Source organism: Streptomyces sp. NPDC002809 (genome assembly GCF_040295435.1).
GTDB lineage: Bacteria > Actinomycetota > Actinomycetes > Streptomycetales > Streptomycetaceae > Streptomyces.
Genome location: NZ_JBEOVJ010000019.1, coordinates 47,266 through 70,683, shown reverse-complemented (window position 1 = coordinate 70,683; position 23,418 = coordinate 47,266). Strand labels below are relative to the sequence as shown.

22 protein-coding genes and 1 pseudogene are annotated in these 23,418 nt (G+C 69.3%); 13 read left to right on the top strand and 10 right to left on the bottom strand.

Annotation, left to right across the window (positions count from 1 at the left end):
- Positions 1 to 105: 105 nt before the first annotated feature.
- Both ABT025_RS14690 and ABT025_RS14685 read right to left on the bottom strand, forming a co-directional pair.
- A complete protein-coding gene (locus ABT025_RS14690) occupies positions 106 to 477 on the bottom strand; it encodes a fic family toxin-antitoxin system, toxin component (RefSeq protein ID WP_145767569.1) in 372 nt (123 codons plus the stop codon).
- Positions 474 to 701 (bottom strand): hypothetical protein, encoded by a 228-nt coding sequence (locus ABT025_RS14685; RefSeq protein WP_030921856.1) that lies wholly within the window; start codon positions 699 to 701, stop codon positions 474 to 476. The genes ABT025_RS14690 and ABT025_RS14685 overlap by 4 nt, the downstream gene beginning before the upstream one ends.
- A 332-nt stretch (positions 702 to 1,033) precedes the next feature.
- On the opposite strand from ABT025_RS14685, the gene ABT025_RS14680 reads away from it, so the two are divergent.
- The 7 genes from ABT025_RS14680 to mug all read left to right on the top strand — a co-directional run bounded on the left by ABT025_RS14680 (position 1,034) and on the right by mug (position 8,701).
- On the top strand, positions 1,034 to 2,314 hold the full coding sequence (locus ABT025_RS14680; protein WP_350993775.1) for a cytochrome P450: 1,281 nt from the start codon (positions 1,034 to 1,036) through the stop codon (positions 2,312 to 2,314).
- Between the two features lie 171 nt (positions 2,315 to 2,485).
- Entirely contained in the window at positions 2,486 to 2,905 is a 420-nt protein-coding gene (locus ABT025_RS14675; protein ID WP_350993774.1) for a GNAT family N-acetyltransferase, read from the top strand.
- 261 nt (positions 2,906 to 3,166) lie between these two features.
- On the top strand, positions 3,167 to 4,504 hold the full coding sequence (locus ABT025_RS14670; RefSeq protein WP_350993772.1) for a hemolysin family protein: 1,338 nt from the start codon (positions 3,167 to 3,169) through the stop codon (positions 4,502 to 4,504).
- The gene (locus ABT025_RS14665; RefSeq protein WP_350993770.1) at positions 4,501 to 5,520 is read left to right on the top strand and encodes a hemolysin family protein; all 1,020 of its coding nucleotides are present in this window, start codon (positions 4,501 to 4,503) and stop codon (positions 5,518 to 5,520) included. Before ABT025_RS14670 ends, ABT025_RS14665 begins: the two co-directional genes overlap by 4 nt.
- 151 nt (positions 5,521 to 5,671) lie before the next feature.
- Entirely contained in the window at positions 5,672 to 6,514 is an 843-nt protein-coding gene (locus ABT025_RS14660; protein ID WP_350993768.1) for an SGNH/GDSL hydrolase family protein, read from the top strand.
- A 161-nt stretch (positions 6,515 to 6,675) separates the two neighbouring features.
- Positions 6,676 to 8,118: an adenylosuccinate lyase gene (gene purB, locus ABT025_RS14655; RefSeq protein WP_350993766.1), complete on the top strand. Its 1,443-nt coding sequence runs from the start codon at positions 6,676 to 6,678 to the stop codon at positions 8,116 to 8,118.
- Positions 8,119 to 8,137: 19 nt separating this feature from the next.
- Positions 8,138 to 8,701 (top strand): G/U mismatch-specific DNA glycosylase, encoded by a 564-nt coding sequence (gene mug, locus ABT025_RS14650; protein WP_350993764.1) that lies wholly within the window; start codon positions 8,138 to 8,140, stop codon positions 8,699 to 8,701.
- Positions 8,702 to 9,022: 321 nt separating this feature from the next.
- On the opposite strand, the gene ABT025_RS14645 is transcribed toward mug, so the two are convergent.
- From ABT025_RS14645 to ABT025_RS14625, 5 genes are all read right to left on the bottom strand, one after another.
- Positions 9,023 to 9,460, bottom strand: a complete 438-nt coding sequence (locus tag ABT025_RS14645) for a hypothetical protein (protein WP_350993762.1) — start codon at positions 9,458 to 9,460, stop codon at positions 9,023 to 9,025.
- Between the two features lie 375 nt (positions 9,461 to 9,835).
- Positions 9,836 to 10,303 carry an SAM-dependent methyltransferase gene (locus ABT025_RS14640; protein WP_350993760.1) on the bottom strand — a complete coding sequence of 156 codons (468 nt, stop codon included), beginning with the start codon at positions 10,301 to 10,303 and terminating at the stop codon, positions 9,836 to 9,838.
- Positions 10,304 to 10,547: 244 nt separating this feature from the next.
- Complete coding sequence (locus tag ABT025_RS14635; RefSeq protein WP_350993758.1) at positions 10,548 to 10,979, bottom strand: DUF302 domain-containing protein; 432 nt, start codon at positions 10,977 to 10,979, stop codon at positions 10,548 to 10,550.
- A 346-nt stretch (positions 10,980 to 11,325) separates the two neighbouring features.
- Complete coding sequence (locus tag ABT025_RS14630; protein WP_502971949.1) at positions 11,326 to 12,063, bottom strand: ABC transporter permease; 738 nt, start codon at positions 12,061 to 12,063, stop codon at positions 11,326 to 11,328.
- Positions 12,064 to 12,065: 2 nt separating this feature from the next.
- The gene (locus ABT025_RS14625; RefSeq protein ID WP_350993756.1) at positions 12,066 to 13,010 is read right to left on the bottom strand and encodes an ABC transporter ATP-binding protein; all 945 of its coding nucleotides are present in this window, start codon (positions 13,008 to 13,010) and stop codon (positions 12,066 to 12,068) included.
- A gap of 107 nt (positions 13,011 to 13,117) precedes the next feature.
- Between ABT025_RS14625 and ABT025_RS14620 the strand changes: the two genes are divergently transcribed.
- The 3 genes from ABT025_RS14620 (at position 13,118) to ABT025_RS14610 (ending at position 16,245) form a co-directional block, all read left to right on the top strand.
- On the top strand, positions 13,118 to 14,290 hold the full coding sequence (locus ABT025_RS14620; RefSeq protein WP_350993754.1) for a sensor histidine kinase: 1,173 nt from the start codon (positions 13,118 to 13,120) through the stop codon (positions 14,288 to 14,290).
- Positions 14,291 to 14,315: 25 nt separating this feature from the next.
- Positions 14,316 to 14,966, top strand: coding sequence for a response regulator transcription factor (locus tag ABT025_RS14615; protein WP_350993752.1), 651 nt, complete (start codon positions 14,316 to 14,318; stop codon positions 14,964 to 14,966).
- 121 nt (positions 14,967 to 15,087) lie between these two features.
- Entirely contained in the window at positions 15,088 to 16,245 is a 1,158-nt protein-coding gene (locus ABT025_RS14610; protein WP_350993750.1) for an ROK family protein, read from the top strand.
- Between the two features lie 45 nt (positions 16,246 to 16,290).
- On the opposite strand, the gene ABT025_RS14605 is transcribed toward ABT025_RS14610, so the two are convergent.
- On the bottom strand, positions 16,291 to 17,058 hold the full coding sequence (locus tag ABT025_RS14605; RefSeq protein ID WP_350993748.1) for a GntR family transcriptional regulator: 768 nt from the start codon (positions 17,056 to 17,058) through the stop codon (positions 16,291 to 16,293).
- 300 nt (positions 17,059 to 17,358) lie between these two features.
- Entirely contained in the window at positions 17,359 to 18,243 is an 885-nt protein-coding gene (locus tag ABT025_RS14600) for an RNA polymerase sigma-70 factor (RefSeq protein WP_350993746.1), read from the bottom strand.
- 153 nt (positions 18,244 to 18,396) lie between these two features.
- Here ABT025_RS14600 and ABT025_RS14595 point away from each other — a divergent pair, with 153 nt between their 5' ends.
- Positions 18,397 to 19,230, top strand: a complete 834-nt coding sequence (locus tag ABT025_RS14595; RefSeq protein ID WP_350993744.1) for an alpha/beta fold hydrolase — start codon at positions 18,397 to 18,399, stop codon at positions 19,228 to 19,230.
- Positions 19,231 to 19,335: 105 nt separating this feature from the next.
- On the opposite strand, the pseudogene ABT025_RS14590 reads toward ABT025_RS14595, so the two are convergent.
- Positions 19,336 to 20,136: pseudogene (locus ABT025_RS14590) on the bottom strand (DMT family transporter); the annotation flags it as partial.
- Between the two features lie 47 nt (positions 20,137 to 20,183).
- Here ABT025_RS14590 and pdxR point away from each other — a divergent pair.
- Positions 20,184 to 21,641, top strand: coding sequence for a MocR-like pyridoxine biosynthesis transcription factor PdxR (pdxR, locus tag ABT025_RS14585; protein WP_350993742.1), 1,458 nt, complete (start codon positions 20,184 to 20,186; stop codon positions 21,639 to 21,641).
- Between the two features lie 125 nt (positions 21,642 to 21,766).
- Positions 21,767 to 23,347, top strand: a complete 1,581-nt coding sequence (locus ABT025_RS14580; RefSeq protein ID WP_350993740.1) for an alkaline phosphatase D family protein — start codon at positions 21,767 to 21,769, stop codon at positions 23,345 to 23,347.
- Positions 23,348 to 23,418 lie beyond the last annotated feature (71 nt).

Genomic DNA, 23,418 nt, shown 5'->3' with positions numbered 1-23,418 from the left:
TCATCCGTCGGATTCGTCGGGGTCACCGGCCCCGGTGGTCACCCGTCGAGTCACAGACCCGGTGGACACCGTCGGAGTCACCGGCCCCGGTGGTCACCTTCGGGGTCACAGGCTCCACTGACGCAGCTCGTCGGCGATGGCCCGGACGTCCGCCTTGCCCTCCTTGACCAGCAGCGCCAGATCGCGCACCTGTTCCGGCGAGGTGATGACTTTGAGCCCAGACGCGACGAGATAGCCGTAGGCGACGGCTGAGGCGAACATCGCGTTGGAGCGCTCCAGCGCGGGCACGTGCAACAGCAGTTGCAGCAGCGCTGCCGCCCTGGAATGCGGGTCGCTGTAGACCGGGCTGCCGAAGATCTCCGCCTCGTGCCGTGCGACCGCGGCGACCAGTGCGCCCCAGTCGGTGACCTGGGGGTCACCGGGTGTCTTGTGCTCGGCGACCATGAGCAGCCAGGAAAGGTGGATCCGGAGATTCAACGGGTGCCTTTGCGCTCCGGGCCGAACTCCTCGGCGAACACCGATTCGTACTGCTTCATGAAGTCGGCGGCGGCCTCGACGAACGTATGGCCGACCTCGCCCGCATCCTGTTTGACGAGTTCCTCTATGTAGCGGTTCACGCTCATCCCCCTCTGGAGCGCGCGCTGCCGCGCGGCCTCGGCGGTGGCCTCGTCCACTCGAACGTTCAGCTGCGTCTTGGGCACCCCCTCACGCTAGCGCGGGATTGCTAGCACCGGCAAGGGGAACGGGCCTCGGCAGGGCCCCGACGGTCTTCCGGCACCGGCCCCCGGGCCGCCCGCATCCCCTGCACACCCCCGTCACCTGGCATATCACCGCAGTCGGCCGGCCCGGGCGTTCGGGCTCCGGGCCCCGTACCGTCGAAGGATGAGCGACGGATATCGCACCCGGCCGCCCCCTCTTCCGAACAAGTGGTCATAATTCCTGGTCAGGCAGCCGAAGTCAGCGCAGTCGGCCACGTCCTGGCGGCGAATGCCTGCCAACCGACCAGATCTCGCGACGACTCATGGAGTGCACATTGAGTACGACGTTCCGTTCCCGTATCACCGCCCGGCTCGGGCGCACCTACCTGGCCAGGATCCAACGGCACGGAATCGGCTCCTCCACGATCAAGCTGCTGCCGGAGGAACTGCTCATGCTCCTGCGCCGCGACGGTCTCGATCCTGTGCGCCGGGTGGCCACGACGCGGGCGAGCGCCCCGGTGTCCCGGGTTTCGCTGCCGTTCGGCATGGACGCGTGGGTGGTCACCGGCTACGAGGAGTCGAAGGCCGTACTGGGATCCGCCGAGGGGTTCAGCACGGACTTCGCCCACCTCGCGGGCAACGCCGGGATCGCCCCCGAGCAGAGCCCGGGCGGGCTCGGCTTCAGCGATCCGCCGGTGCACACGCGGCTGCGCCGCATCCTGACCCCGGAGTTCACCATGCGCCGCCTGCGGCGCCTGGCACCCCGGATCGAAGCGATCGTCGAGGAACGCCTGGACGCCATGGAGGCCGCCCGCGGCCCCGTCGACCTGGTGCACGAGTTCGCACTGCCCGTCCCCTCCCTCACCATCTGTGAACTCCTGGGTGTGCCGTACGAGGACCGGAACGACTTCCAACAGCTCGCGATGGACCGCTTCGACCTCTTCGGCGGAACGACCGCACCCTTCGGAGCCATGTCCGCGTCGCTGGACTACTTCAGGGAGGTCGTCAGGGCGCAGCGCCGGAAGCCCGGGGACGGGCTGCTCGGCATGATCGTGAGGGAGCACGGGGACAGCGTCGACGACGAGGAGCTCGCGGGTCTCGCCGACGGAGTGCTCACCGGCGGCTTCGAGACGACGGCCAGCACGATCGCGCTCGGCTCGCTGGTCCTGCTGCAGAACGGGGACGTTCTCGAACGGCTGCGCACGGACGACACGATGACCGCGCCCTTCGTCGAGGAGGTGCTGCGGTATCTCTCCGCGGTCCAGATGGCGTTCCCCAGATTCGCCCGTGAGGACATCGAGATAGCCGGGGTGGTCATTCCGCGCGGCGACATGGTCCTGTGCTCCCTGAGCGGTGCCAACCGCGATCCCTCGTACGTCACGGACGACGGGGGCTTCGACCCGCACCGCTCCACCCCGGCCGGCCATCTGGCTTTCGGCCACGGCATCCACCGCTGCATCGGCGCCGAGCTGGCGCGCATGGAACTGCGCGTGGCGTACCCCGCACTGGCCAGGCGGTTCCCCGGCATGCGGCTCGCCGTCCCGCCGCAGGATCTCGGCTTCCGGAAGCTGTCGATCGTGTACGGCATCGAGTCGCTCCCGGTGCATCTGCGCTGAGAAACGGAGCCCCCTCACGCGCTGAGACACAGCGCCCACCCCTCAAGCGCCCACCCCGCACGCGCTGAAACACGGAGCCCACGCCACACGAGCTGAGACACCGAGCCCACGCGCCCGAGCAGCTCCGGAATTCGCTCGCCCATCGGGATGACGCTCTGCTTGGCTCATCCCATGAGTGATCTCCACATCCGCTGCGCCGCCCTCGCCGACGTCGACGACGTCTTGGCGTTCTGGCGCGAGGCGGCAGAAGGAACGAGCATCAGTGACGACCGCAATGGGGTGTCCCGGCTGATCGACCGGGACCCGGAGGCCCTGCTCCTCGTGGAGCGGGACGGCCTGCTCGTGGGAAGCGTCATAGCCGGCTTCGACGGCTGGCGCTGCCACGTGTACCGGCTGGCCGTGCATCCCGGATTCCGCAGGCAGGGCATCGCGACGGCGTTGCTGGAAGCGGCTGACTCCCGTTTCACCGCGCTCGGCGGCCGCCGGGCGGACGCCATGGTCCTGGAAGCCAACGAGCGCGCCCAGCACGCGTGGGCAGCGGCCGGATACCACCGCGAGGACCACTGGCGGCGCTGGGTGAAGCCGCTCTGACCGCGGGCAGGGCCGGGCCCGCCCACCCGCCGCTGCTGGAGAGCGGGCGGGCCCGGGCCCGCCCACTCCGCGGCGGTCGTCCAGGAGCCCGGCCGACTGCACCACCTCGCTACTTTGCTGATCCTTTACTATGGGTTCTCCCCTGTCGATCCACATGAAAGGTGTGAGCGTCCGTCCCATGGGCGAACCTCCCAGTAGCCGATATCGCCGACACCGCGCGATCCTCGTGTCCCTGCCCGATCATGGGACGGAGGTGAACCGATGACAGAAGTGTTCCTGCTGCTCGTGGCGGTACTGCTCTCCCTCGCGTGCGGCGCCTTCGTCGCGGCGGAGTTCTCCCTGACCACCGTCGACCGCGGCCAGCTCGAACGGGCTGTGGAGCGGGAGGAACGCGGTGCCGCGAGCGCCATGAAGGCGGTACGCAGCCTCACCTTCCAGCTCTCCGGCGCCCAGCTGGGCATCACCGTCACCAACCTGGTCGTCGGCATGCTCTCCGAGGCGTCCATCGCGAAGCTGATCCGCGGCCCGGTCGAGGCCGTCGGACTGTCGCCCAGCGTGTCGTCTTCGGTGGCCCTGGTCATCGGCACCGCCCTGTCCACCGTGTTCCTCATGGTGGTCGGCGAGCTCGTCCCGAAGAACTGGGCCATTTCCTCGCCGCTCGGCGTGGCCAAGACGGTGGCCACCCCGCAGCGTGCCTTCACCGCTCTCTTCCGGCCCTTCATCAGCCACCTCAACAACACGGCCAACCACATCGTGCGCCGCTTCGGCCTCGAACCGGCCGAGGAGCTGGCAACCGCCCGCAGTCCGCAGGAGCTGGTGGCACTGGCCCGGCACTCCGCCAAGGCGGGCGCCCTTGAGGCGGACACCGCGGAGCTCTTCGTGCGCACCCTCAACCTGTCGGAGCTGACGGCGGAGAACGTGATGACGCCCCGGGTGCAGGTCACGGCACTGGACGTGCAGGCAACAGCGGAGGACGTCGCCAACGCCACACGCGCCACCGGACTGTCCCGGTTCCCTGTGTACCGGGGCAGCCTCGACACCGTCGTCGGCGTCGCCCACATCAAGGACGTACTGGCCATCCCCGCCGAGCAGCGCCCACGCAAACGGATCTCGGACATGCTGCGCGAGCCGCTGCTCGTGCCGGAGACCCTGACCGTGGACCGGCTGCTGGACCGTCTCTCCGGCAAACTCGCGATGGCGGTCGTCATCGACGAGTACGGCGGCACGGCGGGAGTCGTGACGCTGGAGGACATCGTCGAGGAGGTCGTCGGCGAGGTGCGGGACGAGCACGACCCGCACGAGACACCCGATCTCGCACCGGCCGGCGAGGATGCCGACGGACGCACACTGTGGTCGGCCGACGGCGCGGCCCGCACCGACCAGCTGGAGACGATCGGACTGAGAGTGCCGGACGGACCGTACGAGACCCTTGCCGGACTGATCGCCACCGAGGTGGGGCGCATCCCTGCCGTGGGTGACTCGATCGAGCTGGCCGGCTGGCGCCTCGATGTCGTGGACGCCTCCGGGCGGCGCGCCGCCCGGGCTCTGCTGCACGCGCCGCTGCCCGGTTCCGACGATGCGTCGGAGGACGATCGATGACCGCCGTACAGCTCTTCATCGGTCTGCTGACCCTGGTCGTGAACGCCTTCTTCGTCGGTGCGGAGTTCGCCCTCATCTCCGTGCGGCGCAGCCAGATCGAACCACAGGCCGAGGACGGGAACCGGCGGGCGCGCAGCGTCATCTGGGGCCTCGAACACGTCTCTGCGCTGCTCGCCGCGGCGCAGCTGGGCATCACACTGTGCACCCTGGTCCTCGGCATCGTCGCCGAACCCGCCATCGCGCATCTGCTGGAGCCCGTCTTCGACGCCGTGGGGGTGCCGCACGGGTTGGTCCATCCGATCTCGTTCGTGATCGCACTGTCGGTGGCGACCTACCTCCACATGCTGCTCGGCGAGATGGTGCCGAAGAACATCGCACTGGCCGCGCCTGTCAAGACCGCGCTGCTGCTCGGGCCGCCGCTGGTGGCGCTGGCCCGGGCGCTGCGTCCGGTGATCTTCGCGATCAACGCCTTCGCCAACGCACTGCTGAAGTTGTTGCGGGTGGAGACGAAGGACGAGGTGTCGGCCACGTTCTCGGACGACGAGCTGGCCCGGCTCGTCAAGGACGCGGGCGATGCCGGGCTGGTCGACGACCGCGCCGCCGAGCGCCTGCACCATGCGCTGGAACTGGGACGCAGGCCGGTGCGAGACGTGGTGCTGCCGGTGGACCATGTGATGTACACGAGGGTGGGGACGACGCCCGAGGAACTGGAGCGGCTCTCGTCCGAGACCGGATTCTCGCGATTCCCGGTAATGGACAGCGAGCAGCGGATCCTGGGCTACCTCCACGTGAAGGACGCCCTCGACGTCACCCCCCGGGACCTGCCGTTCCCGGTGACCGCCATGCGGCCCATCGCCCGGGTCCGTGCGGCGACACCCCTCGACGACGTACTCACCGCGCTCCGGCGCAGCCGTACGCATCTGGCGGCCGTCCTCGACGAGGACGACCGGCTGGCCGGCATGGTGACGATGGAGGACGTCCTCCGCGAGCTGGTGGGCCGGCCTCAGCCGCGCTGATCCCGTCTCATCCCCAACCGCGCCGACCACGGCCCCGGTCCGGCCCCGCACCCTTCCTGGAGTGCGGGGCCGGACTCGGTCCGGAAGGCGGCGGACGGGGCTACCGCCGTCTTCCGGGTGGCGGGCCGCGCCGCGATACGATCGCAGGGCCATGGAAATAAATGCCGAATACACCAGTCTCGTCGCGGTAGGCGATTCGTTCACCGAGGGCATGTCGGACCTGATGCCCGACGGCTCGTACCGGGGCTGGGCCGACGTTCTCGCCGGCCGGCTGGCCACCCGCACCCCTGGATTCCGGTACGCCAATCTCGCCGTACGCGGAAAGCTCATCGGCCAGATCGTGGACGAGCAGGTGGACGTGGCGGCGGCCATGCAGGCGGACGTGGTGACGCTGGTGGGCGGTCTCAATGACACCCTGCGGCCCAAGTGCGACATGGGCATGGTCCGCGGTCGCCTGGAAGAGGCAGTGGAACGTCTGGCGCCCTCGTGCAAGAAACTGGTCCTGATGCGCAGCCCCGGCCGCAACGGACCGGTGATGGAACGCTTCCGGCCGCGGATGGAGGAGCTGTTCTCCCTGATCGACGACCTTGCCGCCCGGCACGGCGCGGAGGTCGCCGATCTGTACGGGGCACCGGTACTGGGCGACCCCAGGATGTGGGACGTTGACCGGCTGCACCTGACCGCCGAGGGCCACCGCCGGGTGGCGGAGGCGGTCTGGCAGACGCTGAGGCTTGCACCGGAGAACGACTGGCAGACACTGTTGCCCGTCGCGGCCCCGACGCGCTGGTCCACCCGGCGCGTCGACGACGTGCGTTTCGCCCGTCGGCACCTGTTCCCCTGGATAGGACGGCGTCTGACCGGACGCTCGTCGGGAGACGGCCGTACGGGAGCACAGTTCAGCGCTGAGCTGGGACGGGCCTTCTGGGTCACACCCTTGGACGACAAGGCCCCGGGCCCCGTCGCCACGTGGCGACGGGTGGACGACGGCGAGTAGCCGGTCCGAAGGCAACGGACACCTGCCGGGCCGCCTGTGCCCACGTCCGTGCGCTCCCCCGCACTCACGCACGCACTCGCCCACTCGCTCACGCAGTCGTAGCAACGCACAAAGCAGGGGGCGGCGCCGACCTGCACAAACCGCCAGTAGAATCTGGACACGTGACTGCTGTGTCTGCGAAGCCTCGCATCCCCAATGTCCTGGCCGGCCGCTACGCCTCTACGGAGCTGGCTGTCCTCTGGTCCCCCGAGCAGAAGGTGAAGCTGGAACGTCAGCTGTGGCTGGCGGTGCTGCGCGCCCAGAAGGACCTCGGGATCGAGGTACCCGACGCGGCCATCGCCGATTACGAGCGCGTCCTCGACCAGGTCGACCTGGCCTCGATCGCCGAGCGCGAGAAGGTGACCCGGCACGACGTCAAGGCCCGCATCGAGGAGTTCAACGCCCTCGCCGGTCACGAGCAGGTCCACAAGGGAATGACCTCGCGTGACCTGACCGAGAATGTCGAGCAGCTCCAGATCCGGCTGTCGCTGGAACTGATGCGCGACCGCACGGTGGCGGTCCTGGCCCGGCTCGGCAGGCTCGCCGGTGAGTACCGCGAGCTGGTCATCGCCGGCCGGTCCCACAATGTCGCCGCGCAGGCCACGACGCTGGGCAAGCGCTTCGCCACGGCCGCGGACGAGCTGCTGGTCGCCTACAGACGGCTTGAGGACCTTCTGGGCCGCTACCCGCTCCGGGGGATCAAGGGTCCCGTGGGCACGGCCCAGGACATGCTCGACCTGCTGGGCGGAGACGCCGGCAAGCTCGCCGACCTGGAGCAGCGCATCGCCGGGCACCTCGGCTTCGCGCAGGCCTTCACCTCGGTCGGCCAGGTCTACCCGCGCTCGCTCGACTACGACGTGGTGACCGCCCTGGTGCAGCTGGCCGCGGCTCCTTCCTCGGTCGCGAAGACCATCCGGCTGATGGCCGGCCACGAACTGGTGACCGAGGGCTTCAAGCCGGGCCAGGTCGGCTCGTCCGCCATGCCTCACAAGATGAACACCCGCTCCTGCGAGCGCGTCAACGGCTTGATGGTCATCCTCCGGGGTTACGCGTCGATGACCGGTGAGCTGGCGGGCGACCAGTGGAACGAGGGCGACGTGTCCTGCTCCGTGGTCCGCCGGGTGGCACTGCCCGATGCGTTCTTCGCGTTCGACGGTCTGGTGGAAACCTTCCTTACGGTGCTCGACGAGTTCGGTGCGTTTCCTGCCGTCGTCGCCCGCGAGCTGGACCGCTACCTGCCTTTCCTCGCCACGACCAAGGTGTTGATGGGCGCGGTTCGCGCCGGTGTCGGCCGTGAGGTCGCCCACGAGGCCATCAAGGAGAACGCTGTCGCGTCCGCTCTCGCCATGCGCGAGCAGGGCACGGAGCGCAACGAGCTGCTGGACAAGCTGGCGGCGGACGAGCGCATCCCGCTCGACCGCGCGCAGCTGGACGAACTCATGGCCGACAAGCTCTCCTTCACGGGTGCTGCCGGCGATCAGGTCACCGCACTGGTCGGCAGGATCGAGGAGATCACCAAGCAGCACCCGGAGGCAGCCGCTTACACGCCGGGCTCGATCCTCTGATGCACCGGACCACAGACCGGTGACACCCGAACAACTCCTGGCCGCCCGTGACCGCAGTGTTCCCGATGTGGTCGCGGGCGGTCTGCGCGTACTGTTCTGCGGAATCAACCCGAGCTTGATGACAGGTGCCACGGGCCATCACTTCGCCTTCCCCGGTAATCGATTCTGGCCGGTGCTTCACCTGTCGGGGTTCACCCCACGGCAGCTGAAGCCCTGTGAGCAGTCCGAACTGCTCGGCTACGGACTGGGCATCACCAACGTGGTCGCCAGAGCCACTGCCCGGGCCGACGAACTGTCCGCTGAGGAATTCCGCGCCGGCGGCCGGCTCCTCACATCGAAGATCGAGGAACTGCGGCCCCAGTGGCTGGCCGTCGTCGGGATCACGGCCTACCGGACGGCATTCGGCGAGCGACAGGCTCGCATCGGGCCGCAGGACCGGCGGATCGGCGGGGCCCGCGTCTGGGCGCTCCCCAACCCCAGCGGCCTGAACGCCCACTGGACCGTCAGCTCCATGGCCGAGGAGTACGGGCGTCTCCGGTCAGCCGTCGAACCGGACACCACGATCCTCACAACTGAGGCCTGACGGCAGAACAGGTCCCTCGGCTGCTCTGTCCTCGCCCAACCGTCCAGCGCGACAGAGCGGCCGCCGCCCGACCAGCCACCCGACCGGCAGGGCCTCGTGGCTCGCCCCCTCCCCGTCCCCGTTCCGCACGGAGCGGGCCCCCGCCCTCGGCCTTGACACCGTCCCAGCGGCTGGGCCCGGAGGATTCAACGGGGTGGACCGCACCTCACGTTCCGGCTGTGTCCCCACCTGCCGCAGCAACTCGTGCACGGCCCTTCTCTGCCGCCCCGCCCGCGCCCCCGCGCCCCTGCGACGCGACTGAGCTCACGGAACTCACGGAACTCACGGAGGATCGATCTCCGTCACCACCACGCTGAGCTCGCATCCGAGGCCTTCCTCCTGCAGATACAGCGCCAGGGCGATCCACCGGGTCTCGATGTACCAGAGCCGGAGATACTCGCACCCTGCAACGGTCTCGGCCCATGGGTCGGGTATCTCCTCACCTGACATCATTCGCTCTTGGGCACTCCACAGGCTGATCAACTGTGGCTCGCCCCAGCGTGCGCCAAGCACGGTGATCAGGGCCTCGTGCTCCGCAAGACATTGCGCACGGTGCTCCAGCCGCCCCGTCTCGTCGTCGTCCCAGTGATCGTCGTCGGCGTGCAGGGACGCCGTGTGGTAGCCGGGCCCGCTGACTCCCGAACCCGATCGGATGCGATCCGCGGGGAACTCTCGGGTGCGCATCCCGTCGATGAGGCGGAGGTGATGTGCGGTGGTCATGCCGTCAGTAAACCGTCCGGCACTGACAACGAGAGCCTGGCCCTGCGATTTGAGAGGTTTTCAGCCGTCCTTTGGCTACCGCCACCGCCACGTCCACGTCCACGTCCACCGGGTTCCGGGTTCCGGGTTCCGGGTTCCGGGTTCCGGGTTCCGGGTTCCGGGTTCAATCAGGCTTACCACCCCCGACATGCACGTGATCGACAGGCCTAGCCCATGAGGTATTGGACGCAGAAGCTGGACTGACGGGCTACTGAGCCGCCCTACGGACGCATCCGTTCCGAGGAGGAACTCTCCGCCGCACCACTTGCCTACTCCAGCCGCAAATCGTGGCCCGTCGTAAGAGGGGCGGGGAGCGCAGGCAGGTTGACGGGTCGTTCAGGGCTTGAAGTACTCCGCCATCAGGCTGCTGACCCATTCAGGCTGCTTGATGTTCACTGCGCGGAACTCCACCATCGTCGGCTTCAGGTCAATGACCGGGGTACCGGCGACCGCGTCGAGCCCCACAACCGTCAGTTCACGGCCGCGAACGGATTCGACGGCGCAGCACGTGACGCCGATGCGGTTCGGTCTGCGGGGGCCACGCCCGGCGAAGACACCGACGGGCGGGAGGTCGGAGCGGCCGCGGTAGGGGCTAGGTTCACGGAAGTCGTCGCTTTCCGGGAACTGATCGAAGATGAAGAGGACCTCCACATGGGAGAAGCCCTCCAATCCTTGGAGGCACGCGTCACCGAAGCGCTCGTCAATGGTGATCGTGCTGCGGACGGCACCCCAACTGTCCGTGTGCTGGACATCCGTCCGGTCGTTCCGGACTGTACCTATCGGTGTGACCTCGAAGCTTGGCATGGAAAGGTTCTACCTCCTCGCCAGCTAGGCCGGCGGACACCCGCGTCAACGGCTCGGTCCGGCCACGCACCACTTCATTGATCCCTGATCGGACAGACATGTTCGTTCGACTGTCCCGGCGCCCGCCGAGCGTCCCCCTCCCCAGTACTCCAGCCGTACTTCTTCATTGGCGTTGGTCAACGACTTGGGCGTGGGGAGGTTCGCCGGGTTGGCTGAGCTGAGATGGGTCCGTTGTGCCTGGGGGCTATTGGTGCTGATCGTCGGGCTGGATGACCTGGTCGCAGACTTGTGCCAGCGCGGTCTCCAGGGCCACGGCGGCTTGGCTGCCGCTCTCGCGCAGGGTGTGGCGCTGGGTGAGCCAGGCAGCAGTGTTGTAGGTCAGCCGGACCGTGTCCTGGTCGTCCTGCCAGACGAGGATCTTGGAGGGCAAGTCAAGCCCGACCTGTTGTTGATCAAGCATCAACTCGGTTCCTGAGCGGGGATTTCCGAGCAGGACCAGCTCGGTGGGGCGCAGCGCGAGCCCGGCCTGGGCGGCGTTGGCCGCGTGATCGACTCGCGCGAATACGTGATATCCGGCTGCGGTGATCGCCGTGCACAGCCGTTCCACGGTGGCCGGGAACGGCCAGGGGCTGTCCAGGGTCACCATGCCGGACGCGTTCCGCGTTGTGTTGCTCATCTCTCGCACGTTAGCAAGACGGCATTCCGTCCCGGTGCAGTAACACGCAGCGGAATGGATCACTCAACTCTTTGACCTCGGCTCTGGGAACGGCAGTTGGCCGTTGGCTGCCGAAGGCCGGTTCCCGTTGGCGATCCCCATCGCCTCGCCACTGCTACTGGTGGCCGGGCATCGATTCGGCGCCGATATCTACGGCACATCTACCGAGAAGAAGCCCCCGCTTTCGTTGACAAATCCAACGGATACGTCAGCATCGGCGTGGGCGATCTCGGGCGAGATGATCGACGCTGACCACCTGCCGGCCCGGCGCCCCGCACCACCGAGATCACGATCTACGGCTGGAGTACTAGGCATCCCGGCGTCGCAACGCCCACCAACCTGCCAGCAAGGAGGCCCCGGCCCACACTCCTGTGACGCCCAGCCCTGCCCAGGGACCCAGGCTGCTCTCCGAATGCTGGTGCAGCACCAACTGTCCGGCCCGGTCGGGCAGATAGTCGGCGACACCGCCTGCGATGTCGCCGACGACAAACGAAACGATCAAAATGAAGGGGATGAGCAGGCTGAGTACTGCAACCGCGCTGCGGAACAGGACAGTCAGCCCAGCGGCGAGGAGAGTCATCAGAGCGAGGTATATGCCGCTGCCGAAAGCGGCCCTCAGAGCGCCGGGTTCTCCCAGCCCGATGGCGTATTCCCCCATGAACAACTGCCCGACCAGAAAAGAACTGAAGCTCGTGACAAGACCTACGCCGAGAGCTGTTCCTCCGATGAGTGACATCTTGGCTGTGTAGAAGAGGGTGCGGCGCGGAACAGCTGCGAGCGACATGCGCAGCGCGCCGTTGACGTATTCGGACGAGATCGCTGTCGCTCCGAAACTTATGGCCGCGATCTGCCCGAAGTTCAGCGCGTAAAAGGCGCCGAACACGAGGTCGGCATCCGCGTTCTCTGCCTCGGCCTGGCCGACGGTGGCGAAGCTGAGCACCGTGACGGCCATAGTGGCGAGGAATACAGCCGTCAGGGATCCGGCGACCGAGCGCACCGATCTGATCTTGATCCACTCGGAGTGCAGGACTGTGATGGTCGACATGGTCAGGCCTCCTGTCGTGTGGTGGATGTGGAAACGGCGGACTCGAACTCCTCTGTCCCGGCTGTGAGATCCAGGTAGGCCTGTTCCAGCGTGGCCTGCTCGTCCACCAGCTGAAGAACCGGAAGACCTTCCGTGGCGGCGAGTGCCCCGATCTCGTCCGCTCGCGCCCCGTCGACGGACCAGTACCCGTCGTCACCCTGCTCGGCCCGGTACCCCTTGTGTGTCAAGAGCTCACCGAGCCGGGGTGACTCGGTCGTGGGCACCCTCACTCGTACCCGGGGCCGGCTTCGGGAGTCGAGGAACTCCCGCATCGGAAGGTCGGCGAGCAGGCGTCCCCGCCCGAGGACGATCAGATGGTCGGCGAACGACGACGTCTCGTTCATCAGATGGCTGGAGACCCATACCGTGCGGCCCTCCCGCGCCAACCGCTTCATCAGCTCCCGGATCCAGATGATGCCTTCCGGATCCAGACCGTTGGACGGCTCGTCGAACATGACCACTTCGGGATCACCGAGCAGGGCCGCCGCTATGCCGAGGCGCTGACGCATTCCGAGGGAGAAGGTCTTGATCCGCCGGCCCCCGACGTGTCCGAGTCCGGAATCCTCCAGTACTTCCTCGACCCTTGCCCTGCTGAGACCGTTACTCGTGGCCAGCGCAAGCAGGTGGTTGCGCGCCGTCCGCGAGCCGTGGGCAGCCTGCGCGTCGAGCAGTACCCCGACATGGCGAAGCGGATCATCCAGAGCGGCGTAGGTCTGCCCGCCGATCGTGGCCGTGCCGCCGGTGGGCCGGTCGAGACCGAGGACCAACCGCATGGTGGTGGACTTGCCCGCGCCGTTCGGTCCGAGGAATCCGGTGACCCGGCCGGGCCGCACACTGAACGTGAGTCGGTCCACGGCGCGGGTGGCACCGTAGTCCTTGGTGAGCTCGTTGACGTCGATGCTGGTCATGTCCTCAGCCTCGCCGCCGCACCGGACAGCGGTCCTCCCCCACCGGAGTGGATCATCTCCCTCGCTCGGGGGAGCCTTCGGGTAGAGCGCGCTGGCACGATGACAGCATGTTCAGCTTCCTCCGCCCGTTGACCGCGCCGGTCACCTACACCCGGTGGCTACATCTGCTCCTGCCCGGCGCCGCAGTGAGTGTCTGGCTGTTCATCTCGATGGACACGCCCTGGGTGCCAGTCGCCCTCGCGGCCCTGGTGGGGCTGATTCCCGGCATGCGCCTCGCCGAGGGGATACAGGCCCAGCTGCTGCTCACGCCCGAGGAGCGGGGCGATACCGAGGCAACCATTTCAGTGGCTCCCTCCACGTCGTGGTCCGAACGGTGGCGGACCGCGCTCTGGCTGGAGGTGCGGCTGGTGTGTGCCGGGCTGGTCGGCATGGCGACGGTGTGGCTGTCGGCGACGACGGTTGATCTCGTCCGCTCCGCGGCCGGTTCGGAGCCGAGCCCCGAATGGTTCGCCGCTGGGCTGGGCGCGCATTGGTGGGCTGCGCTCCTCGCTCCCGTTCCTCTGGCGATGCTGCTCGCCGTGGTCGTGAGCTGCGGGGAGCTGATCACCGTCGCAGCCCGGTGGCTGCTCGGCCCCACTCCCAGACAGCGGATGACCGCGTTGGAGGAGCGTACGGAGCAACTGCTCGAGCGCAACCGGATCGCGCGCGAGCTGCACGATTCCATCGGGCACGCTCTGACGGTCGCCGTCGTTCAGGCGGGTGCCGCCCGGGCGGCGCGCGACCCGGCGTTCACCGAGCGGGCACTGGCTGCGATCGAGGAGACGGGCCGCGACGCGCTCGACGACCTGGAACGGGTGCTGAGAGTGCTGCGCGAATCGGGCACGCCACCGGGGCAGCGTCCGTCGCTGAGCGAGGCGGATCGCCTGCTGGACTCCGCACGCGGTTCGGGGGCCGAGGTCGATGCGAATGTTTCCGGTCCGCTGGAGCAGGTACCGGCGGCGGTGTCCCGCGAGGGGTACCGCATCCTCCAGGAGGCTCTCACCAACGTCCTGCGTCATTCCGGATCGGTTGCGGTCCGCGTCCGTATCACCGTTGCCGACGGCCGACTTGAGCTGGAGGTGACAAATCCGCTCACCGATTCGACCGCCACCTCAGGGGGCGGAAGCGGGTTGAGGGGCATCAGGGAGCGAGCCGCTCTGCTGGGCGGCAGCGCCAAGACAGGACCGTACAAGGGGGAATGGATGGTGCACGCGAGCCTTCCGCTGTACGGCATACGCTGACCAGCGCACCGCATACCCTGAGCTAATGCCGGTTACCGTTCTTCTGGTCGACGACGAACCCCTGGTCCGTGCGGGACTGCGCGCGGTCCTGGAGGCCCAGCCCGACATCGAGGTAGTGGGAGAGGCGGGTGACGGCGCCGCGGTGATCCCGCTGGTGCGTCAACTGCGTCCTGATGTGGTGGCCATGGACGTCCGAATGCCACTGATGGACGGCATCGAGGCGACTCGGGTGGTGCTGCGCACGGTGCCCGACCCACCGAAGATCCTGGTGGTGACGACGTTCGAGAACGACGAGTACGTCTACGAGGCACTGCGCGCGGGCGCGGACGGCTTTCTCCTCAAGCGCGCCAGGCCGGCCGAGATCGTGCACGCGGTGCGTCTGGTGGCGGAGGGAGAGTCCCTGCTGTTCCCGGCCGCGGTCCGGCAGCTCGCCACCGAGTACGGAACGAGCGCGGCGAGGGAGGCCATGGAGCGGGCCTCGCTCACCGAGCGTGAGTCGGCCGTGCTGCGCCTGATGGCCGCGGGCCTGTCCAATGCCGAGATCGCCGCCCGGCTCGTAGTGGGCGTCGAAACGGTGAAGACCCACGTCAGCGCCGTGCTGGCGAAGTTGGGGGCGCGAGACCGCACCCAGGCGGTCATTGCCGCCTACGAGTCCGGATTCGTGGCTCCGAGCTGAAATGGGGTGTTCCCGGGCGGCCTGGGCACCCAGGGTCCGGCGACCTGCCGCCCACGCTCGCCCAGTCCCTGAGCACCGAGTACGATCCGCCTGACATGCGCACGAGCTGGGAGGACACACCGTGGGCCGGCTGACCGGTGGGGACCCGTCGTTGCTGCGTCGGATCAATTCTGCGGTGGTTCTGCATGCCCTCCGGGGCGCGGAATCCCCGACTCTCACGGACCTGACCCGGATCACGGGCCTGTCCCGGCCCACGGTCGAAGGCGTCATGGAGGGACTGTTCGAAGCCGGGCTGGTCGTCGAGTCGGCGCCGGACGGTGCCGAGGCACGGCGTCAGGGCCGTCCGGCCCGCCGCTTCCGGTTCCGGGCCGAGGCGGGGCACCTGCTGGGCATCGAGATCGGCCCGCACCGGGTCTCGGCGTTGTTGTCGGGGCTGGACGGCCGGATCATCGGCGCCGGATCTCGTGAGGTTTCGGAGGCCGCCTGCGCGGACGACCGCCTCGACAAGGTACGGACCGTGGTCGCCGACGTGCTCCGGCGCACCGGCGTGGCCCGCAGCAGTCTGCGCGCGGTCGGCGTGGGCAGCCCCGGCATCGTGGAGGCCGACGGCACTGTCCGGCTGGGCACCGCTCTTCCGGACTGGACGGGGCTTGCCCTCGGTGAGCGCCTGAGGCGCTCGTTCCGCTGCCCCGTTCTCGTGGAGAACGATGCGAACGCCGCGGCCGTCGCGGAGCACTGGAAGGGCGCGGCCACCGAGTCCGACGACATCGTGTTCGTACTGGCGGGTCTGAGCCCCGGAGCCGGCTCCCTGATCGGCGGGCGGCTGCACCGCGGTTTCGGCGGGGCGGCCGGCGAGATCGGCGCGCTGCATCTCCTGGGCCGTGACGTCACGCCGGAGAGGCTGCTGTCGACGACGGACACCCCCCTGGACCCGCTGGACGAGCATGCGGTCGCAGCGGTGTTCGCCAAGGCTCGGCACGGCGACGAGCAGGCGCAGGCGGCCGTCGAACGGTTCATTCAGCGTCTGGTCCATGACGTGGCAGCGCTGGTCCTGGCACTCGATCCGGAGCTGGTGGTCATCGGCGGCTGGGCCGCCGGACTGGACGGGGTGCTGGATCCGCTCCGCAGTGAGCTGGCCCGGTACTGCCTGCGGCCCCCTCGGGTGACGCTTTCGCTCCTCGGCGAGGCCGCCGTGGCCACAGGCGCGCTGCGGCTGGCGCTCGACCATGTGGAGGAGCAGCTCTTCGCCGTTGAGGGAACGGTGACGGCCCGCCGCTGAGTGCGACGGGCCGTACGGTGCACGCCCGGGAGGGCTGCCGTTCGGTCAGGATGCCTGGCGGGCCTGGTCGTGGTGGCTGATCTCCAGGTCGCCCGTGTCACCGAAGGTGAGCCGGCAGGTGTCGGCCCGGTACGTGGCGACGGAAACGGCCGCTGTGCCGCCGGCCGCGAGGTAGCGGGTCGTCACGACGAGGACGGGAGCGCCGGGGAGCCGGTCGAGTTCCTTGGCGTCGTCCGCGCGAGCCGAGCCGAGCTCCACGGAACGGTCCTGACCGTCCAGGCCGAGCCGGTGCAGTTCACGGACGACACTGCGGGCCCTGGCGGGACCGGACGCGGTGTCTATCGCGGAGAGATCGGGAACGGAGGCCGCCGGTACGTACAGCAGCTCTGCCGCGACCGCCTGTCCGTGACTGAGCCGGATCCTGCGCACGATGTGGACGTCCTCGTCGCCCGCCACGTCGAGCAGACCGGCCACGGCGGCCGGTGCGGCGGCTGTCCGGCAGTCGACCGACTGCCATGCCTCGCCCGCACCGCCTCCGGTCCAGTCGTGCTGCGCGGTGGAGACGGCGACGCCCACGCGCGGCGGGGCGACCGTGGTGCCCACTCCGCGGCGGCGCTGCAGCCTGCCTTCGAGTTCGAGCTGCTCCAGAGCCTGCCGGAGCGTGGCCCGGGCGACGCCGAACCGGGCGGCGAGCTCGCGCTCATTGGGGAGGATCTCCCCCACCGCAAAGTCCGAGTCGAGTGCCTCACTGAGCACGGTCTTGAGGTGCCAGTACTTCGGCTCCTGCACCGATTCCAGCTGCGTGGTCCCCACCCTGTCCTCCGCAATCGCCCGTCGGCTTTTCCGCGACGTTATTTATTAAAGGTTCCTGTCTTAACGTTGAGACCATAGGACGGCGCACCCCCTTGGTCAAGACCAATCCTCGGGCCGGGGGGCCGCGAACCGGCGATCCGCCGCGCAGCGTTCACAGGACGTTCGCGCAAGGACGGCCGCACACAGCACAAAGCCCCACGTCCGAGCGGGTCCGTGGGGCTCCGGCAGGCGATTGGGCGGCTTCGCGGTACGAGTGGTCGAGAGCGGCTTCCGAGGAAGCGGCAAGTCGGCTTCGCCCGCCTACTCCGCGACGAGAGTGGCGAGTTTGTCAGGATTGCGGATGATATATACGCATTGAATTACTCCGTCCCGCACCTCCACCTGGACCACGGAGTCCGGCTTTCCGCCGGAGAGCACCAGCACTGCCGGACCGCCGTTCAGCTCCAGGAAGCGGATCGACAGGTCGGGGATCTGCCCGTGAGCGACGGCGAAGAGGAACCGGCCGACCTTGTCCGCGCTCCGCAGGATCCGCAGCGGCGCCTTCGCCTTTCCGCCACTGTCGCCGACGAGCCGCACGTCCGGTGCGAGCAGGGTGAGCAGCGAGGCGATGTCACCGCCGGCAGCCGCGGCCAGAAAGCGTTCGGTGAGGTCACGGCGTTGAGCGGGGTCCACCTCGTAGCGCGGCTTCCGCTCCTCCACGTGGTGCCGGGCGCGCCCGGCGAGCTGACGCACGGCTGCTTCGCTTCTGTCGAGCGTCGTGGCGATCTCCGCGTAGGGAAAGCCGAAGGCCTCGCGCAGGACGAAGACGGCACGCTCCAGCGGGGACAGTGACTCGAGGACGACAAGGACGGCGACGGACACTGAGTCGGCGAGCACGGCCTGCTCCGCCGTGTCGGGCACGGTCGGCCCGAAGTCGGTGACCAGAGGTTCCGGCAGCCACGGCCCGACGTACGCCTCGCGACGCGTACCGATCTGGCGCAGCCGGTCGATGGCGAGGCGGGTGACGATCCTGACAAGGAAGGCGCGTGGTTCACGCACGTCCTCCCGCGAAGCTGCCGACCAGCGGAGCCAGGCCTCCTGGACCACGTCCTCGGCATCTGCGATCCGGGCGAGCATGCGGTAGGCGACCCCGATGAGTACGGGCCGGTGCTCTTCGAAGACGTCGGTCACGGTTTCGGCTGTCACCTGCCCATACCAGCCGACCCGCACCGCAGTGTCCAGTTTCCCGCCCTCGCCCCTCTTGAACTACAAGCTACCTGGCGGTAATTGTTGTTGACGGAACGTCTGAGCCGTTTGCAGGCACGGTCTCTCCGTGCCGACTCACCCGGGAGCACCCTCATGGCCACCACGGTCTCGTTCACCGTCGAGTCACCCCGAGGACGACCGCGGACCGTCTCCGTCGCCTATGAACGGTCGGGGGCCGGAGAGCCGCTGCTGCTGCTCCACGGCATCGGCCACCACCGCCAGGCCTGGGACCCGGTGACCCCGGTGCTGGCCGTGGAACGGGATGTCATCGCGATGGACCTGCCGGGATTCGGCGCCTCCCCGGGGCTGCCCGACGACCTTCCGTACGACCTGGCCACCGTGGCACCGCTGCTCGGGACCTTCTGCGAGGCCATCGGCGTGGACCGCCCCCACGTGGCGGGGAACTCGCTCGGTGGCCTGCTGGCGCTGGAGCTCGGGCGCGAGAAGGTCGCACGCTCGGTCACCGCGCTCTCGCCCGCCGGCTTCTGGACGGACCGCGAGCGCCGGTACGCGTTCGCAACGCTCCGCGCCATGCGGCTGGCCGCGGAGTCGATGCCCCTGCCCCTCATCGAGCGGCTGTCCCGCTCCGCGACCGGCCGCACCGTCCTGACCAGCACCATCTACGCCCGGCCCGGGCGACGTTCACCGGAGGCCGCCGTCTCCGAGACCTTGGCCCTGCGCCGGGCGACCGGCTTCCACCGGACGCTGGCCGCCGGACGCGACGTCCTGTTCACCGACGACGTGCCGGGTCTGCCGGTGACCATCGCCTGGGGCGGCCACGACCGGCTGCTCCTGCGACGCCAGGGCATCCGGGCCAAGCACACCGTCCCCGGCGCCCGGCTGGTCCGGCTTCCCGGCTGCGGCCATGTCCCGATGAACGACGACCCTGCTCTGGTGGCTCGGGTGATTCTCGACACCAGCCGCTGAGTCCACCACCTGCTCACGGCCACGCCGGCGCAGAACGCCTGAGCCGATTGCCACACCGAGCCCGACCAGGAAGCTGCCCGCGGCCTGGGCGGGACCGTACGAACCCGCACCTACCAGCGGAGCGGTGAGCGCGGCAGAGACGGGGATCAGACCGGAGAAGAGGGTGGCACGCTCGGCTCCGATGCGCTGCATCCCCCTGTACCAGCAGACGAAGCCGACGACGGTGACCACGGCGGCCTGCCAGAGCAGCGCGGCCGTCTCGCCGGGCGTGGGCACGCGCACGAATCCGGCGCCGTCGACCAGCACGCCAAGTACGGCCGACTCCGCGGCCGCGATCGCGCACACCGTGGCGGACAGCAGCTTGGGACCCAGCGTACGCAGCACCGGCACGGCGAGCACGGCAAAGCCCACCTCCCCCGCCAGCGCGCCGACGGAACAGACGATGCCGGCCGTATCCGTACGCCCCCAGCCCTGAACGGTGAAGGCTCCCGCGGCGACCAGCACCGCGGCACAGAGCACGGCGCGGGCAGGCCGGCGCCCGTCCAGCAAGGGCGCGAGGACGCCCACGAGGATCGGCGCGCACCCGACGAACACCCCTGGAACGGCCGGCTCCGCCGACCGCTCCGCAGCAAGCACTGCCAGGTTGAAGCCGACCATGCCCACAGCGGCGAGCAGGGCGAGCCGCCCCCACTGCCTGCCGGTGAGCCCGCGCAGCGTGACAACCGGCCGGGGCTCGCCGGCTCGCGTCAGAAGGGGTACGAGCAGCAGGCCTGCCAGGCCGTACCGCAGTGCCTGACCACCCGCGTAGGGATAGTCGCCGAGAACGCTGTTGGCGGTGAAGGAAGCACCCACGAGGATGCAGGCGAATGCGGCAAGGAGCGCGCCGCGCAGGTAGGTCACGTTCATGGCACCGACGCTAGGCAGCGCGGCGGCCCGGCTTAAGGTCCACATTCATGACGTCTTCGGGGACCAGTTCAGTGTTCGGCAGTGGTGGTGGTGCGCAGGAATCCGTCTCGGCCGCCTGGGAGTTGTTGCTGCCGGCCGCTTCGGCGCCCGCCCGTGGGCGCGGACGTGCACTGCAGTCGGCGCTGCGTGAGGCGGTCCGCTCCGGCCGCCTGGTGCCGGGTACCCGGCTGCCGTCCAGCCGCGCGCTCGCCGCCGACCTGGGCGTCTCACGCGGTCTGGTCACCGAGGCCTACGAACAGCTCACCGCCGAGAGTTACCTGCGCAGCGGGCGAGGGGCCGGGACGTGGGTGAGCGGATCGGTCCGGCCGGCGGCCGGCGGGGCCCGCGATCTCTCTCCCCGTGCCCGGGGCACTCGTATCGACTTCCGCCCGGGCACCCCTGACCTCTCGCTCTTCCCTCGCAGTGCCTGGGCCGCCACCTACCGTTCGGTTCTCGGCCGGCTGCCGCACAGCGCCCTGGGATATCCGGATCCCCGCGGGCTTCCCGAGCTGCGTGACGCGCTGGCCGCGCTGCTGACGAGGCGCCGCGGAGTGGTGGCCGATCCGGAACGTCTGCTGGTCTGTTCGGGCGTCGCCCAGGCGACGACACTGCTCGGATCCGTCCTGCGCGACCGTGGCCTGCGCACCGTCGGTGTCGAGGATCCCGGGAGCCCCGAACACGCCTCCCTCTTCGCCTCGGCGGGCCTGGCCACGGCGCCCTTGCCGCTCGATGACGAAGGGCTGGACGTCGGCCCGCTCGTGCGCTCCGGCGTACGCGCCGTCGTGACGACGCCGGCCCATCAGTTCCCTACCGGAATCGCGTACTCCGCTGCTCGCCGCAGCCGGCTGCTCGACTGGGCGAGGGAGAGCGACGGTCTGATCGTGGAGGACGACTACGACGGCGACTTCCGCTACGACCGCGCCCCCGTCGGCGCTCTGCAGGGACTCGACCCCGAGCACGTCGCGTACACCGGCTCGGTGAGCAAGTCTCTGGCGCCCGGGCTTCGGCTGGGCTGGCTGCTGGCCCCGGCTTCCATGACGGACGAGCTGACCCACCGCAAACGGACCATGGACCTCGGCAATCCCGCCGTCGACCAGGCCGTGCTCGCCGACTTCATCGCCCGGGGCGGCTACGACCGCCAGCTGCGCCGCTGCCAACGCGCGTACCGGGAACGCCGTGACGTCCTGACTGCGGCCCTTGCCGAGCACTTCCCCGGCACCGAGGTCAGCGGAATCGCGGCTGGGCTGCACATCATCGCCCGACTGCCCGAACGGTACGGTCCCGAGGCGGAGTTCTTGGCCCGTGCGGAGGAGGCCCGTATCGCCCTGCGCCCGCTGAGCGACTGCGGCACCAGGCGGACCGACGACGAGTCCGTCGGCCTGGTGCTCGGTTACGCCCATCTGTCGCCGGTGGACATCGCTCACGGCGTGCAGCGACTGGCCGCGGCCCGACGGGGACGCCGCTGAACGGACAGCCGAACCGCCGGGCCGGGTATTCACCTCGCGTTGGTGTGCCCGACTCCGGCGGACGCGAAGGTGGGCCGGTCGCTCATCAGTCCGTGCGTCCGACCGGCTGCCCCGGAGGCTCTTCGATGTCGTACCGTCCACGATTCCCGTCCCCCGACCGCCGTACCGTGCTGCGCGGCTCACTGGCCGCCTCCGCCGCACTCGCGCTGCCCGTGGCGGGTGCTGCGGCCCCGGCCTTCGCGCGATCCGGCCGCCCGGACGCGGCCTGGGGCATGCAGGTGGGCGACGTGACGTCCTCCTCCGCACTGGTCTGGGTACGCTCCGACCGGCCGGCCCGGATGGTGGTGGAGACGTCGGCGACCGAGTCGTTCCGGCGTGCCCGCACGTGGCACGGCCCGCTGCTGGGTCCCGGCACGGACTTCACCGGGACGACGCCTCTGTACGGGCTGCCTGCGGGCGAGCAGGTGCACTACCGGGTGACGCTCGCCGCCCCGGACGACCCCCGCCGCACCGGCGAACCGGTGTACGGCACCTTCCGGACCGCGCCCGCCCGTCGGCGGGACGGCGTGCGTTTCCTCTGGTCCGGCGACATCGCGGGCCAGGGGTGGGGCATCAACCCGGACATCGGGGGCTACCGGGTGTACGACGAGATGCGCCGGCTCGACCCGGACTTCTTCCTCTGCAGCGGGGACAACATCTACGCGGACGGGGTCATCGAGCCGAGTGTGTCGCTCCCCGACGGGCGTGTCTGGCGCAACGTCACCACCGTGGAGAAGGCGAAGGTCGCCGAGACCCTCGCCGAATACCGGGGGAACTTCCGCTACAACCTGCTGGACCACAACCTCCGGCAGTTCAACGCACAGGTGCCCTCGGTGATTCAGTGGGACGACCACGAGGTGCGCAACAACTGGTATCCCGGGCAGATCCTCGAAGACGTCCGGTACACCGAGAAGAACGTGGACGTGCTGGCGACGCGCTCGATGCAGGCCTTCCGTGAGTACTTCCCGGTGTCGACGCTGCACGGCGCCACGGGCGGGGACAGGGTCCACCGAGTGGTGCGGCACGGTCCGCTGCTCGATCTGTTCGTCCTGGACATGCGGTCCTTCCGCAACGCCAACTCCCCCGGCAGGCAGGCCGACGACACCACCGGAATCCTTGGGGCCGAGCAGTTGGCCTGGCTCGAGCGGGAACTGTCGAAGTCCCGGGCGGTGTGGAAGGTGATCGCCGCGGACATGCCGCTCGGGCTGGTCGTCGCCGACGGCGCCACGGACTTCGAGGCCGTTTCCCAGGGTGATCCCGGGGCTCCGCTCGGCCGCGAGCTGCAGATCGCCGAACTGCTGCGGTTCATCAAGCACCAACGGATCACCGGCACGGTATGGCTGACGGCAGACGTGCACTACACCTCGGCCCAGCATTACGCCCCCGAGCGGGCCGCGTTCAAGGATTTCGCCCCCTTCTGGGAGTTCGTCACGGGGCCGCTGGCAGCCGGCCAGTTCCCCTCCAACGCACTCGACGGCACGTTCGGACCCGATCAGGTGTTTGTTCAGGCCCCCGATCGGGCGAACGTCTCGCCCATGGAGACTCCCGCCCTGTTCGGCGAGGTGGACATCGACGGTGACAGTGGGGAGTTGACTGTGCGTCTCCGTGCTCAGGGTGGATCCGTCCTGTTCAGCAAGGTTCTCCAGCCCGCGCGAGTGGGGCAGTGAGCCGGTCCGAGTGAGCGTCCGGCAACGGGCCGGGGCAGGGAGCTCCGGCTCCGGCCACCGGCCGGGCGCCG